Source organism: Pseudideonella sakaiensis (assembly GCF_048320135.1).
GTDB lineage: Bacteria > Pseudomonadota > Gammaproteobacteria > Burkholderiales > Burkholderiaceae_C > Ideonella_A > Ideonella_A sakaiensis_A.
The window spans coordinates 4,212,296-4,225,407 of record NZ_CP182947.1 but is presented as its reverse complement, the minus strand read 5'-3'; the positions used below and the strand labels follow the sequence as shown (position 1 = coordinate 4,225,407).

12 protein-coding genes are annotated in these 13,112 nt (G+C 64.1%); 5 read left to right on the top strand and 7 right to left on the bottom strand.

The features are described 5' to 3' along the window. The first annotated feature begins 33 nt into the window (after positions 1-33). Positions 34-1,230: an acyl-CoA dehydrogenase family protein gene (locus tag ACNH6H_RS19360; protein WP_418319934.1), complete on the top strand. Its 1,197-nt coding sequence runs from the start codon at positions 34-36 to the stop codon at positions 1,228-1,230. A 123-nt stretch (positions 1,231-1,353) separates the two neighbouring features. Further along, complete coding sequence (locus ACNH6H_RS19355) at positions 1,354-2,061, top strand: alpha/beta fold hydrolase (RefSeq protein ID WP_418319933.1); 708 nt, start codon at positions 1,354-1,356, stop codon at positions 2,059-2,061. 137 nt (positions 2,062-2,198) lie between these two features. Here the strand turns inward: ACNH6H_RS19355 and ACNH6H_RS19350 are convergent, their stop codons facing one another. Then, positions 2,199-2,756, bottom strand: coding sequence for a winged helix-turn-helix transcriptional regulator (locus ACNH6H_RS19350; protein WP_418319932.1), 558 nt, complete (start codon positions 2,754-2,756; stop codon positions 2,199-2,201). A 315-nt stretch (positions 2,757-3,071) separates the two neighbouring features. Continuing rightward, on the bottom strand, positions 3,072-3,323 hold the full coding sequence (locus ACNH6H_RS19345) for a hypothetical protein (RefSeq protein WP_418321502.1): 252 nt from the start codon (positions 3,321-3,323) through the stop codon (positions 3,072-3,074). Here ACNH6H_RS19345 and ACNH6H_RS19340 point away from each other — a divergent pair. After that, positions 3,220-4,530, top strand: a complete 1,311-nt coding sequence (locus ACNH6H_RS19340) for a branched-chain amino acid ABC transporter substrate-binding protein (RefSeq protein WP_418319931.1) — start codon at positions 3,220-3,222, stop codon at positions 4,528-4,530. The two genes, ACNH6H_RS19345 and ACNH6H_RS19340, sit on opposite strands and share 104 nt — an antisense overlap. A gap of 161 nt (positions 4,531-4,691) precedes the next feature. Here the strand turns inward: ACNH6H_RS19340 and ACNH6H_RS19335 are convergent, their stop codons facing one another. Genes ACNH6H_RS19335 through ACNH6H_RS19325 form a run of 3 tightly spaced genes read right to left on the bottom strand, consistent with a single transcriptional unit; the run spans position 4,692 to position 7,537 of the window. Next, entirely contained in the window at positions 4,692-5,924 is a 1,233-nt protein-coding gene (locus ACNH6H_RS19335; RefSeq protein WP_418319930.1) for an acyl-CoA dehydrogenase family protein, read from the bottom strand. 21 nt (positions 5,925-5,945) lie between these two features. Then, positions 5,946-6,347, bottom strand: coding sequence for a Zn-ribbon domain-containing OB-fold protein (locus ACNH6H_RS19330; protein WP_418319929.1), 402 nt, complete (start codon positions 6,345-6,347; stop codon positions 5,946-5,948). Positions 6,348-6,367: 20 nt separating this feature from the next. After that, on the bottom strand, positions 6,368-7,537 hold the full coding sequence (locus ACNH6H_RS19325) for an acetyl-CoA acetyltransferase (protein WP_418319928.1): 1,170 nt from the start codon (positions 7,535-7,537) through the stop codon (positions 6,368-6,370). Positions 7,538-7,575: 38 nt separating this feature from the next. Between ACNH6H_RS19325 and ACNH6H_RS19320 the strand changes: the two genes are divergently transcribed. Further along, positions 7,576-8,385 carry an SDR family NAD(P)-dependent oxidoreductase gene (locus ACNH6H_RS19320; RefSeq protein WP_418319927.1) on the top strand — a complete coding sequence of 270 codons (810 nt, stop codon included), beginning with the start codon at positions 7,576-7,578 and terminating at the stop codon, positions 8,383-8,385. A 5-nt stretch (positions 8,386-8,390) separates the two neighbouring features. On the opposite strand, the gene ACNH6H_RS19315 is transcribed toward ACNH6H_RS19320, so the two are convergent. Further along, positions 8,391-9,899: an AMP-binding protein gene (locus tag ACNH6H_RS19315; RefSeq protein ID WP_418319926.1), complete on the bottom strand. Its 1,509-nt coding sequence runs from the start codon at positions 9,897-9,899 to the stop codon at positions 8,391-8,393. 250 nt (positions 9,900-10,149) lie between these two features. Next, entirely contained in the window at positions 10,150-10,863 is a 714-nt protein-coding gene (locus ACNH6H_RS19310; protein ID WP_418319925.1) for a transglutaminase domain-containing protein, read from the bottom strand. 175 nt (positions 10,864-11,038) lie between these two features. Between ACNH6H_RS19310 and ACNH6H_RS19305 the strand changes: the two genes are divergently transcribed. Then, on the top strand, positions 11,039-13,105 hold the full coding sequence (locus tag ACNH6H_RS19305) for an FAD-dependent oxidoreductase (protein WP_418319924.1): 2,067 nt from the start codon (positions 11,039-11,041) through the stop codon (positions 13,103-13,105). Positions 13,106-13,112: the final 7 nt, after the last annotated feature.

Here is a 13,112-nt window from a genome sequence, read left to right as displayed (position 1 = left end):
CACGCGCGCCAAAGAATCTTGAAAGGACTCGACATGAACACCGTCAGCTCGACCAGTGGGCGCAGCACCGCGTCGTCGAACATCCAGCAGCGTGTACGCGACATCCAGGAAGCCACGCGCGGCGTCACTGCGCAGTACCCGCGAAGCTACATCCTGCAGTGCATCAAGGAAGACCGCTTCCCCGAGGAGTTGTGGCATGCCTTGGGCAAGTTCGGCCTGCTCGGCCTGTCGATCCCCGAAGAGCACGGCGGCTCGGGCGGCGGAGTGCTCGAGATCACCGCACTCAACGAAGCGCTGGCGCTGGCCGGCGTGCCGACCCTGTTCCTCGTCGTCACCGGCCTTGGCCGCGTGCCCATCGTGCGCCACGGCACGCCTGAGCAGATCGCCAAGTACGTCACGCCGACCTGCAGCGGCAAGCTGAAGATGTGTTTCGCGATCACCGAACCGAACGCCGGCACGAACAGCTTCGCGATGTCGACACTGGCCACCCCGAACGCCGATGGCGGCTGGACGCTGAATGGCCAGAAGGTCTTCATCTCGGGTGCGCGCGACGCCGACATCATGCTGGTCGTGGCACGCACCACCAAGGCCGCGGAAGTGAAGCACCGCACCGAGGGACTGTCGCTGTTCGTCGTCGACATGAAGGCGCCGGGGATCACGCTGAAGCAGCTGAACATCCAGGTCGAGACCGCCGAGCGTCAGTACATGGTGTTCTTCGACGACGTCAAGGTCGCCGCCGATGGACTGATCGGCGAGCCCGGCAAGGGCGCCAAACTGATGTTCGAAGGACTGAATTCCGAGCGGTTGCTGGCGGCCGGCGCCGCGCTCGGTCTGGGCGACTATGCGCTCGCCAAGGGGGTGGCATATTCGAAGGACCGCAAGCCATTCGGCAAACCGATCGGCAGCTACCAGGCGCCGCAGCACCGGATGGCGCTGGCCAAGGCCGAACTTGAGGCCGCGCGGCTGATGACCTACGACGCCGCCGACCGCTTTGACAGTGGCGAAGACGCTGGCGCCCACGCCAACATGGCGAAGCTGCTGGCTTCGCGTGCGGCGGTTGCCGCGGTCGAGGCGGCACTGCAGACCCACGGCGGCTATGGCTTCGACCGCGATTACGACGTCATCACGCTGTGGCCGATGATCCGGCTGCTGGAGATTGCGCCGATCAACAACGAGATGCTGCTGAATTACATCGGCGAGCATGTGCTCGGGCTGCCGAAGTCTTACTGATCGCCCGACGGTTCCGATACCACCGATACCACCGAAATGATCACCATGCAAGAACACGAACTGCGTGCCGGCGGCCACCGACTCAGCGCCCGCAGCTGGGGCCCGATCGGCGGTTCACGGCCCGTGGTCGTGATGCTGCACGGCGGACTGGACTGCACCAGCACCTGGAAGGACCTGCCCGAGGCGATTGCTGCGGCCACGGGCCTGGGTGTGCTTTCCTACGACCGCTGGGGCTATGGAGGCTCTGAAGAACTAAACAAAGTCCCACGCGAACGCACCTATCGCTTCGAAGAGTCGGGACCAGTGTTCAGCCAGCTGCTGCGCCACTTTGACATCCGCGACGCGGCGCTATTCGGCCACAGCGACGGTGGCGCGATGGCCTTGCTGGCGGCGGCAGCACATCCCGAGGTCGTGCGTGCCGTCTGCGCATGCTCGCCGACCATTGCGCTGGATCTTCACATGGTGCGCGCGATGGCAGGCGCGCGCGACGCCTTCGAGAAAGGCGGACTGCGCGAGCGGCTGATGCGCCACCATGGCGACAAGACCGATTCGATGTTCTGGGCCTGGTATTTGCCCTGGTCCAGCGACGACGCCGTCCACTGGTCGATGACCGCGCAACTCGCCGCGGTGCGCTGCCCGGTGACGGCCGTGTTCGGCCAGGCCGACGACTACGGCTGGCGCCCCAGCGCCCGCGCGCTGGTCGACCACGGCTCAATGGCACTTGAGGTCTGCGCCTTGCCGGAGGTCGGTCATGACCCGCAGCACAAGGCACGCGGCGTGGTGCTGAACGCATTGCAGCGGGTGCTGGCCCGAGCCAGCACGACCGGCTGAGCCGCGGCGTGGCACCGCTTTCTTGCCGAAGGCCGCCCTACGGTCGCATTCGGATGGGAGCGTCCAAACCATCGTTTATTGACCTCAGGGTCAAGTGCATTGAGCAGGCGACTCAGCCATATGGGCCGCGTGCGTGCTCAGGCTCGAACTCTTAAAAGTCGCGGTCCTCGCGAGGCGAGCTTCGGTTTCGGGGCAGCCTTGGCGCGCCGCTCCCATCGTCGCGCAAACGACTCGAGAGAGTACAACGCATTGCCGAGTTCCTTGCCGAATTTCGTCAGCCCGCATGTCACCTCGGGCGGGATCGTCGGCTTGTATTGGCGCGACACAAGCCCGTTGGCTTCGAGCAAGCGCAGACGCTCGGTCAGAACCTTCGGTGACACACCGTCGAGCCGCTCCTTCAGCACACCGAATCGCAGCGATCCCGTGGTGTCTACGGGCCACGGTGCAGGGCCGGATGTCGGCGCCGAAGTCGGACGCTGGCACGGCAAGAGCCAAGAGGAAGTCAAAGCAACGGGCATTCCGTTCGCCTTCTTCCAGCCCACCTTCTTCATGCAGAACATGCTGATGTTGCAAGCGCCACTCGCGATCAGAGTTCGTTCTATTTGCCGCTTGGCGAATCCAGGGTCAGTTGGGTCGATGCGCGCGACATCGCGCTTGTTGAAAGGCTGACCCAGCGGATTTGCAGGTGCGGACATCATTGGTCGCGGGATGACCTCGGCCCTCGGTCAGTCCTGGGGTCCGCCAGAGGTGCGCTTCGATTCTGGATTCTGGCGCAAGTTTGCGCAGGCGATCAACGCGTGGGCCTTGAGTGACCCCAGTTCAGTATGTCCACTGATCGCAGAGTAGAAATGTCCTCGTTGACGGCGAAGGGGGCTGCATGCCGCCGCTGCTCGGCGAACTCGCGTGCCGCAACGTTCCTGCGATCGAAAAACGGCGTCGACGATCGAGGTCGGCCACGAACACGACCGACATTGCGCTCATATCCATGTCGACTGGGACCAGGTGAGCCGTCATCCGATGGCGCCGTCAAACCCAACATCGGACGCGGGGACTCCCAATTCTTGTCGAACCTTGTTGCCTTGACCTATATTGCGCACGATCAACTTTTGCATGTGGCGTTTGCCGCCACTTATGCCAATTGAGAGACTTCCACCACTTATGACCGTTCGTCCAATCATTGTCTTCGCTTTCAGTTGCCTGTTTTCAGCAAAAACCTCACTGGCTTCGCCAAGGCCGCCCGCCGAGCCGATCACGATCGCCATGGTCGAGAGTTTGAGCGGTGCATTCGCCAATACCGGAGAGGCCGTCTACCGCAACCTGGTGTGGGCGGTAGAGCGCGTGAACAATCGCGGCGGCGTCGTGCTCCCTCCAAGCGCCGGGGGCAACCGCATGTTGGCGCTGCGGCGCTACGACAGCAAGGGTCAGAACGAGCAAGTCGTATCCGCGTTGCGCTCGGCAATCGACGATGGCGCGCAGTTCATTGTTCAAGGCAATTCGTCGGCCAATGCTGCGGCCTTGACCGATGCGGTGAGCAAACATAACGAGCGCGGCGCCGGGCCAAAGGTGCTTCACCTGAACTATTCGGCCGTCGAGCCGGCGCTGACCAATGAGAAGTGCAGCTTCTGGCACTTTCGCTTCGACGCTCACGCAGACATGCGCATTGCGGCGCTGATGAATCTGATGCGGGCCGATGCCAAGCTCAAACGTGTCTATCTGTTCGGGCAGGATTACAGCTTCGGGCAAGCCGTTCTGCGCGAGACCCGGCGCCAGCTGGTGATTCAGCGTCCCGACATCGCCATAGTCGGCGACGAACTTCACCCGATGGGCCGCGTGAAGGACTTCATGCCTTATGTGGCCAAGATCAAGGCCAGCGGTGCGCAGGCTGTCGTCACTGGCAACTGGGGTAGCGACCTGACGCTCTTGGTCAAGGCGGCGAGGGAAGCCGGGTTCGACGGCTACTTCTATACCTTCTACGGCAATGCACTTGGCGCTCCGGCTGCCATGGGCGATGCAGGAATCGGCAAGGTTTTCGCGGTGGCCGACTGGATGCCCAATCTGCAAACGAATGAGAGTGATGCCTTCTACAAGTCCTTTCGGGCAAGGTTTCCTGATCCGGCTGACGACTATGTGCACATGCGCATGCAGCTGATGATCGAGTCTCTGGTCAAAGCGATCGAGCGGGCAGGGGCTGCGGGCAAGTTGAGCATCGACGGAAAACTTGACGCGGTATCGGTTGCGCGAGCGCTCGAGAACGTCGAGGTGGAGTTGTCTGGTCAAAGTGGCTGGATGCGCGCCTCTGACCATCAGTTTCAACAGCCATTGGCTGTCGGCGAGCTCGATCGGATTGGCACGGCAGGGGTGAAGTTCGACGTCGAGGGCTCGGGATACGGCTTTCGGGTGGTCAAACGCATCTCGGCTGGCGACGCGGAGCTTCCGACCACCTGCAGGATGCATCGCCCAGAGATGTAGCCCGGCACTGTTCGAGGGCGCGCCCCAGGGGCGGGGGGCGGCTTGATCGACCCGCCTGCAGACGTAAAGAGATATCTCTACATTGTGTTGACAAACGCGTGGGCCTAGTTTGCGCTCCAGCCAGGCGCGCGACGGCAAATGGGTGCCTTTTCACGGCACGGTTACAGGTCGGCGCGGCCAGCCAGCAACTGGCGCGCGATCGTGCGACGCTGAATTTCACCGGTGCCGTCGGGAATGCGCATCACGCGGGCGAATCGGTAACCTTCCTCGAGCCGCAATTCATTTGTCAGTCCCATGCCGCCATGGACCTGGATGCTGCGGTCCATCACGCGCCCGAGCATCTCGGTCGAGAAGGCCTTCACCATGCTCACCTGTGCTGTCGTTGCTCGGTCGGCGTCGATTCGCCAGGCGCAGTTCTGGATCATCGACTTGGCGGCGTAGATGTCGATGGCGCTGTCGGCAAGCATCAACTGGATCGCCTGGTGGTCGGCGATCGGCACGCCGAAGGTCTTGCGCACCTTGGCGTATTCGACCGCCTGGTCGAGCGCCCAGCGCGCCAGGCCCAGGCAGGAAGCCGCCATGCCCATGCGCCCGGCATTCACGCCGTCCATCGCCACCGCCAGGCCCCGGCCCACCGCGCCCAGGCGGTGGTCGTCGCCCACGCGCACGCCGTCGAGCATCACGACGCCGGTGTCGCCGCCAAGGTGGCCGACGGTATTGATGATCCGCGGCACCGAAAAACCGGGCGCACAGGTGTCGACGAAGAATCCGGTCACGCCGCCTTTGTGCTGTGCTGCAGCCTCCGGGTCGGTCAACGCGAACACCATCGCGTGGTCGGCGTAGGGTGAGTTGGTAATCCACTGCTTGGTGCCGGTAATGATCCAGTCGTCTCCGTCGCGCACCGCGCGCGTCTTCATCGCGAAGGCGTCGGAGCCGGCATCTGGCTCGCTGAGCGCGAAGCACAGTGTTTTTTCGCCACTGGTGATCCCGTCGCGATAACGCTTGAAGACCCCGACGTCGAGGTGGCGCAGCACCGGCGACAGCCCGTTGGTGAACGGTGACGGCAAGACAACGGTCTGGACCAGCGGGTGCCCCGGGCCGAAGCGGTGATTGACAGCCTCCTGCACGTGGGCCATCACCTGGGCACCTTGACCTGCGCCACCGAGCGCCTCGTCACCGAACAGGTTGTAATAGCCGAGTTCGGCCGAACGCATGCGCACTTGCCGGCGCAGGGCCAGCGCCTGGGGCACATAGCGCCCCGAGGGCTCGAACAGTGTGCGTTCGCTGCCGAATATTCCGCGGTGGCGCTCCTCCAGCGGAACGACCTCGCGATCGATGAAACGAGTCACGGCCTCTGCGATGGCCGCGGTGTCGGCGTCGATGTCGAAATCCATGGTGCAATTCTTCGCTGCGCTTCAGGCGAGCCGAAACCTGGGCAAACTGATCTCTGCGGTGACCGCATCGAACTCGATTACCACGCGCTGGCCGATGCGCACGCTGTCGACGTCGTCGGTGACGATGTTGGTCATCAGGCGTGCACCTTCGTCGAGCTCGACCACCGCCACCACGTAGGGCGCGTCGGCCTTGAATGCCGGCCCGGCCGGCCGGCGTGCCACCGTGAAACTATAGATGTTGCCGCTGCCGCGCGCGTCCGTCCATTCCAGTGCGTCGGAGTGACAGTGCGGACACAAGGCCCGCGGATAAAAGTGGTGGCGGCCGCAGTCGAGGCAATGCTTGAGGACGAGACGGCCCTCCTTCAACGCCGACCAATACGGCGCACTTTCCGGATCAACGGTGGGCAGGGGCTTTTCGTACATGGCAGTGGTCAGTGAAAATATCAGCGCATCGAAAGAATGCAGGTGGCGCCGCTGGAGAGCATGCCGCCAGTGCCGTGAACCAGTGCGGTGACAGCATCCTTCACCTGGCGCTCGCCGGCTTCACCACGCAACTGGCGCACCGCCTCGATGAGCAGGAAGATGCCGTACATGCCTGGGTGCGCATACGACAACCCGCCGCCGTTCGTATTGAGCGCGAACGTGCCGCCCGGCGCGGTACGCTGGCCGGAGACAAACGCGCCACCTTCGCCTCGCTCGCAGAAGCCCAGGGCCTCGAGCGTCATCAGCACGGTGATCGTGAACGAGTCGTAGACCTCGACTACGTCAATCGCATCGTGGCCGATGCCGGCCATCGTGAAGGCCTCGCGCCCGGATACCTCGGCCGCGGCGTGACGTGCCAGATCGGGCATCGCCGCAGTGGTCCAGTGGGTGTGCGATTCGCCGTAGCCGCGAACATGCACCGCCTTGCGGCCAAGCGCCTTCGCGTGTTCGGCTGTGGTCATGACAATGGCGCCGCCGCCGTCGGTGACCAAGCAGGCATCGAGCAGGTGCAGCGGGTCAGAGATCATCGGACTCTTCAGCACGTGCTCGATCGACAGCGGACCGCGCATCATCGCGGCCGGGTTGAGAGCAGCCCATTTGCGCGTCGCCACCGCGATCTCGGCCAACTGCTCCGACGTGGTGCCGAACTCGTGCATGTGGCGCATCGCCGCCATCGCATAGCCACCTATCGGAGTCGGCGCGCCCCAGGGCGTTTCGTATTGCATCGTCAACACCGAAGGGCGCCCCGCCAGATTGCGGCTGACTTCGCTGCGCTGCAGGCTGCCATAGGTGATCAGCGCAACCTCGCAGCGGCCGGCCTCGATGGCCATCGAGGCGTGTGCCACGTGAGCCTCGAAGGCCGAACCACCGATATTGGTGCTGTCAACGAAACGCGGCACGATGCCGAGATACTCCGACAGCGTCACCGTCGGCAGCAAACCGGGGCCGGGATTTCCCCACAGACCGGCCGTCAGCAAGCCATCCACATCGCGCATCGCGATGCCGGCATCAAAGAGAGCGTCACGCGCCGCCAGAGCCTGCATCTGCAACACCGACATCGGTGTCAGCACCTTGCCGTCCTTCAGCGGCACGTCGGCAACGCCGACGATCACTGCCTCTCGATTTTTCATGACACTTGAACTCCATCACAATGAGGTATGACCACGCCATGTTCCTTCCGATGATCAGTACCAAGAGCCTGCAGGACAAGATTGCCCTGGTAACCGGAGCAACCTCCTACGTTGGGCGCGCGGTGGCCCAAGAACTCGCGCTGCGTGGAGCCCACGTCGTCGTCAACGGACGCAACCCTGCCAGCGGCAGAGTGGTTGTCGACGAAATTGCCGCCGCCGGCGGCAGCGCCGAGTTCGAGGCCGCCGACCTCACCGATCGTTGCGCGGTGCAGGCCATGGTCGCGCGCATCGTGCAGCGCCATCGGCGGCTGGACGTGCTGGTGGCGAGCGGCGCGGGCGCGAGCAGCGATTCGCTGGCTTTCAAGCTGTTTGCTGAAATGGACGAGGCCGACTTTGATGTTTATATCCGTTCGCATTGGCTCACCCGGGCCTTTGTGATCCAGGCGGCGGCAGCGGCGATGCGCCCGCACAAGTGCGGCAAGATCGTGGCCATCGGCACCGACGCCGGGCGGGTGGCAACGGTCGGAGAGTCCTTCATCGGCGGAGCCACCGGCGGCATGATGCAGATGTGCCGCGTGCTCGCGCGCGAAATGGGCCGCGACGGCATTCGCATCAATGCGGTGGCGATGAGCTACATCTGGGACGCCGAGCCGCGCTGGGGCGGCGGTTCGCCCGCGCTGGCGGGGGGTCATGGGCAGGCGATGATCGACAACCTGAAGAAACGGATGCTGTTTCCGGTGCATTGCCGAGATATCGCCCAGGCGGCCGCGTTTTTTGCCGGCCCCGAGTCGGATGCGATCACCGGCCAGACGCTCAGCGTCAACGGCGGCCTCAGCACACCAGGCTGAATAATTCACGCGCCGGTGTGGGCGGCCTTCACCGCCGCCCGGTCCACGGCCCCGGCGGCCGTACGGGGCAGCGACGCCACGAAAACCACCTGTTTGGGCTTCTTGTAACGGGCGATGCGCTGGCCGACGAATTCAATCAGCTTCTCGGCCACCAGCTGTTGCCCGGCTGCGAGCACACACACAGCCTTCACGGCCTCGCCCCATTGCGTGTCGGGCACTCCGAAGACCACCGCTTCGGCCACTGCCGGATGTTCCAGCAGTGCCCGTTCAACCTCGGCCGGATAGACGTTTTCACCGCCCGGCTTGATCAGTTCCTTGGCCGCGGAACGGCCGACGTACCAGAGGTAACCATCGGCATCGAGCCGCCCCATGTCACCGGTGTGATGCCAGCCGCCTCGGAAGGTGAACGTATTGTCGGCTTCGCAATTCCAGTAGCCGCTGAAAACCATTGGCCCCCGTACGACGATCTCGCCGATGGTGCCGTCGGCAACCGGCTGGTCCTCGTCGTCGACGATGGCGAGCGAGTGTTGCTCCACCGGCATTCCGGCGCTGCCAGGCCGATCGGAATAACGTGATGTCGAAATCGATCCCGACGTTTCGGTCTGCCCGTAAGCGACCCAGAAATCGGCCCCGGGCTGGACCTCGGCGAAGCGTGCCAGGGTTTCGGGGGCATCGATCCCGGTCACCACGCGAAGCGTCGACAGCGCCGAACCCGACGCTGCAGCGGCGTCGAGTACCGCGGCCAGCATCGGCGGGAACGAACCCATCACGCTGCCATGCTGCTCTTCAATCACGCCGACCACGGCCGCGGGGTCGAAGCGCGGCAGCACGACGGTGCTTCCACCGGCCGCCAGCAGCGCCAGCGTCAGGCCGATGCCGGCCAGGTGGAACAGCGGCAATACGCCGACGCCCACATCGGCAGTTGTCAGTGACCAGACGTGCACCGATTTGGCGGCGGCTGCGAGCAGGCCGCGGTGCGACAGCAATGCGCCGCGTGGCCGGCCTCCGACTGCGGCGGTGTGCACGATGGCCAGGCCGGCATCATCGTTGATTGCCGCAGGCGCAGGCGGCGGGCCATCGGCGTACAAGCCGGACAACGCACGCCACGGCGCGCCGTCCGCGGCCGTGCTGAACAGCCGCATCGTCGACAGATCGGCTGCGGCCACCAGAGGCTGCAAATCAGGCGAGGCAATCAGCACCTGGGGTGTAGTGTCCGCCAGTACAAAGGTCACCTCGTCGGCGGACAGCCGCCAATTGATCGGCACGATGATTGCCCCGAGCAGCGCGGCAGCGCCCAGTAGATCGAGGTAGGCGAGACTGTTGTGGGACAGGATCGCGACTCGCTCGCCTGCGACCACGCCGGCTGCGTGCAACCCGGCAGCCATCCGCGCGGCAGATGCGGCGTATTGCGCATGGCTGACGCTGTGGCCGTCGCAGACGAAGGCCGTGCGTTGCCCGTACAAGCGAGCATTGCGTTGGATCTGATCGTGCAGGGTGAAGGATCTGAGGTTCACGTTTCAGGGCTCCAATGGCAGGGTTGCAGGAGGCCAGTCGGTCGACCGGCCAAGGTCTCCGATGCCGGAATTCACACCGACTGCCCGCGCGGCCGTCGCCGGGCCACCCATGGCCCACCCGGGACAGCACCGTCATTTCCTGGCGCAAACACCGGCTTACCGTAAATCGAACGCCTTCGCGATGCGACATCGGCCAACGATCAACTCGCTATTCAAAACCATCGACATCACCTGCTCGATGGCGGCAACATCATGTTGCCCGCAGCTTTGCTTTCTGTATGTCGCGCTCGAAGTCGGCCGTTCCGGCGAGAGCCGCCCAGCGCTCAAAGCCCGGGTACATGACCTGGAAGGTTTCGATCATCTCTTTGCGTGGCACATCGGGGTAGCTGCCGCGGTCCTTCAGATATTCCATGTGGCGCCTGCCCGTGGTGTCGAACTCATGGAAGATCGAGTCTGCGGTGCCATCGAATTCGAGCGGCTTGATGCCCGCCTTCTGACACAGTCCGAGATTGAATGCCGGGGTGGCCTTGAGCCAATGCCCGTCGATCCAAAGTTCGGTATAGCCATGGTAGGCAAAGATATCGCAGCCCATCATTTCGAGCAGGCGCGGGCTGCTCAGGTGGTTGCGTACATCCGCGTAGCCCAGCCGCGCGGGCAATCTCACCGCCCGAGCTGCAGCGGCCAGCAGCGCCGCCTTGGGTACACAGAAGCCGCGGCCGCTTGCCAGCACCCGACTCGCCTTGAGGCCATTTTCCGACATGTCGAAGTGATAGGGATCGTAGCGAAACCCGTCACGTACTGCGTAGTACAAGGCAACGGCCATTTCCCGCCCCGACATGTCCGGATGCGTTTGTTGCCTGGCAAACGCAACAACTGCCGGGTGTTCGCTGTCGACGAAACGTCCGGCGTTCAGGTACGGAGAGAAGCCGTCGGAGGGGACTGGTTTGTCAGGACTGACGGTCATCGTTGATGGCTGGTCCAAGTTGACGGCAGAGATCTGTCGAGCCGGTCGGTCAGGCACCGCGGCGGTGGCACGGGGCGGACTCCGGCTTCGGCCGGCAAACACCTGGGAGGTTGGAAATGGTGATTGAAGTATAGCATCGAACATACGTTAGTTAGAGTTATGATCGATCCCCATCATGCAAGCTCCAACCCTGTTTCCCACCTTATTGTCGCCGCTCAGGCTTGGCGCACACACACTAAGAAATCGAACCCTGATGGGCTCGATGCACACCGGCCTGGAAACGGCGGATCGAGCCGTCGAGCGCATGGCGGCGTTTTATGCCGAGCGTGCGCGCGGCGGCGCCGGCCTGATGGTGACCGGTGGCTACGCAATGAACGAAGTTGCGCGCCTGGATGACGATGGCCCCGACCTCTTCACGACCGCCCATGCCGACGCCCTGCGTCCGATTCCACAGGCCGTCCATGCTGCGGGCGGCAAGATCATCCTGCAGGTGCTGCACACCGGGCGCTACGGCAAGACCGCGCAATTGGCAGGCGCATCAAGCATTCCTTCGCCGATCAACCGCCGCGTTCCGCGCACCATGGGCACCGCCGAGGTATGGGCAACGATCGAGGACTATGTACGTTGCGCTGAACTCGCCATGCGCGCCGGCTTTGACGGCGTCGAGGTAATGGGATCCGAAGGCTACTTCATCAATCAGTTCACCGTTACCCGCACCAACGATCGCGTCGACGAATTCGGTGGCAGTGTCGATAACCGGCACCGCCTGCCAGTGGAGATCGTGCGTCGCACGCGCCAGCGGCTGGGCGCCGGAGCACTCCTCATGTACCGCATCTCGGCGCTTGATCTGGTCGATGGCGGCGCCCCCGCCGACGAAATCATCGCATTGGCGCAGGCCATCGAAGCGGCGGGCGCCGATGTGATCAACACCGGTGTGGGTTGGCATGAGGCACGCGTTCCCACCATCGCCTATGTGGTGCCGCGCGCCGCCTTCCGTTTCGCGGCCGCCCGCATCAAGCACGCGGTAAAAATCCCGGTCATCGCCTCCAACCGCATCAACACCCCCGGAATGGCCGAACAGATCCTGGCCAGCGGCGATGCCGACATGGTATCGATGGCGCGGCCATTCCTGGCTGACGCCGACTTCGTGCGCAAGGCCGAACAAGGCTGCCCGGACAGCATCAATACCTGCATCGCCTGCAACCAGGCTTGCCTGGATTTCATCTTCACCAAACGGCCGGCCACCTGCCTGGTAAATCCACGTGCCGGTCGCGAACTCGAATTCGACGAAATGCCTCCGCCTGGCGCCCCCCGTCGGGTCGCCGTGATCGGTGCCGGAGCGGCCGGGCTGGCCTGCGCGGTGACTGCCGCCGAGCGTGGCCACATCGTCACGCTGTTCGAGGCCGCTGAAGATATCGGCGGGCAGCTGAACCTGGCGCGCGCCGTTCCGGGGAAGCAGGAATTCGACGAACTGGTCCGCTACTTCCGGACCCGACTGACGCAGCACGGCATCCAGCTGAACCTGCGCTGCCGGCCCAGCGCTGTCGAACTGGCGAATGGCGGCTACGAGAAGATCGTGGTTGCGACCGGCGTCACGCCGTTCGAGCCGGAGATCGAAGGCATCCGGCATGCCAAGGTGATCGGTTATGCCGATTTGCTCGGCCTGCGCAAGCAGGCCGGCCGGCGAGTGGCCGTGATCGGCGCCGGCGGGATCGGCTTCGACGTCGCTGAATTTCTTCTGAATGCGCCACCCGCTGACGCCGCCACGCAGGCAGTTTCCGATGGCGCTGCGATCGATGCCGTAGACGGTTTCTTTTCCGAATGGGGCGTCGATACCTCGTCCGAAACGCCCGGCGGCCTCAAACCGCAGCAGGCGCCTGCCATCACCCGGGAGGTGACGCTGCTGCAGCGCAGACCCGAAAAGCCCGGCCGCAGGCTTGGCTTGAGCACCGGATGGGCGTTGCGCGCCGGACTGGAGTTGCGAGGGCTGAAAACGATCTCCGGCTGCACCTACGAGCGCATCGACGATGCCGGACTGCATCTGCATGTTGATGGCCAGGCTCGGTTGCTCGAGGTGGATACTGTGGTCGTCTGCGCCGGCCAGGACAGCAACAACGGCCTGGCGGCCGACCTGCGCAGGCTGAGCATCGAACCCCTGGTGATCGGCGGCGCCGATCGGGCCGCCGAACTCGACGCCTTGCGCGCCATCGACCAGGGCACCCGGGTGGCCATGGAATTTTGAAGGAGAG

Excerpts from the sequence above, each read along its gene's own strand:
- ACNH6H_RS19360 (WP_418319934.1), top strand. The coding sequence starts at position 34 with ATGAACACCGTCAGCTCGACCAGTGGGCGCAGCACCGCGTCGTCGAAC.
- ACNH6H_RS19350 (WP_418319932.1), bottom strand. The coding sequence starts at position 2,756 with ATGTCCGCACCTGCAAATCCGCTGGGTCAGCCTTTCAACAAGCGCGAT.
- ACNH6H_RS19340 (WP_418319931.1), top strand. The coding sequence starts at position 3,220 with ATGACCGTTCGTCCAATCATTGTCTTCGCTTTCAGTTGCCTGTTTTCA.
- ACNH6H_RS19345 (WP_418321502.1), bottom strand. The coding sequence starts at position 3,323 with ATGGCGATCGTGATCGGCTCGGCGGGCGGCCTTGGCGAAGCCAGTGAG.
- ACNH6H_RS19335 (WP_418319930.1), bottom strand. The coding sequence starts at position 5,924 with ATGGATTTCGACATCGACGCCGACACCGCGGCCATCGCAGAGGCCGTG.
- ACNH6H_RS19330 (WP_418319929.1), bottom strand. The coding sequence starts at position 6,347 with ATGTACGAAAAGCCCCTGCCCACCGTTGATCCGGAAAGTGCGCCGTAT.
- ACNH6H_RS19325 (WP_418319928.1), bottom strand. The coding sequence starts at position 7,537 with ATGAAAAATCGAGAGGCAGTGATCGTCGGCGTTGCCGACGTGCCGCTG.
- ACNH6H_RS19320 (WP_418319927.1), top strand. The coding sequence starts at position 7,576 with ATGTTCCTTCCGATGATCAGTACCAAGAGCCTGCAGGACAAGATTGCC.
- ACNH6H_RS19310 (WP_418319925.1), bottom strand. The coding sequence starts at position 10,863 with ATGACCGTCAGTCCTGACAAACCAGTCCCCTCCGACGGCTTCTCTCCG.
- ACNH6H_RS19305 (WP_418319924.1), top strand. The coding sequence starts at position 11,039 with ATGCAAGCTCCAACCCTGTTTCCCACCTTATTGTCGCCGCTCAGGCTT.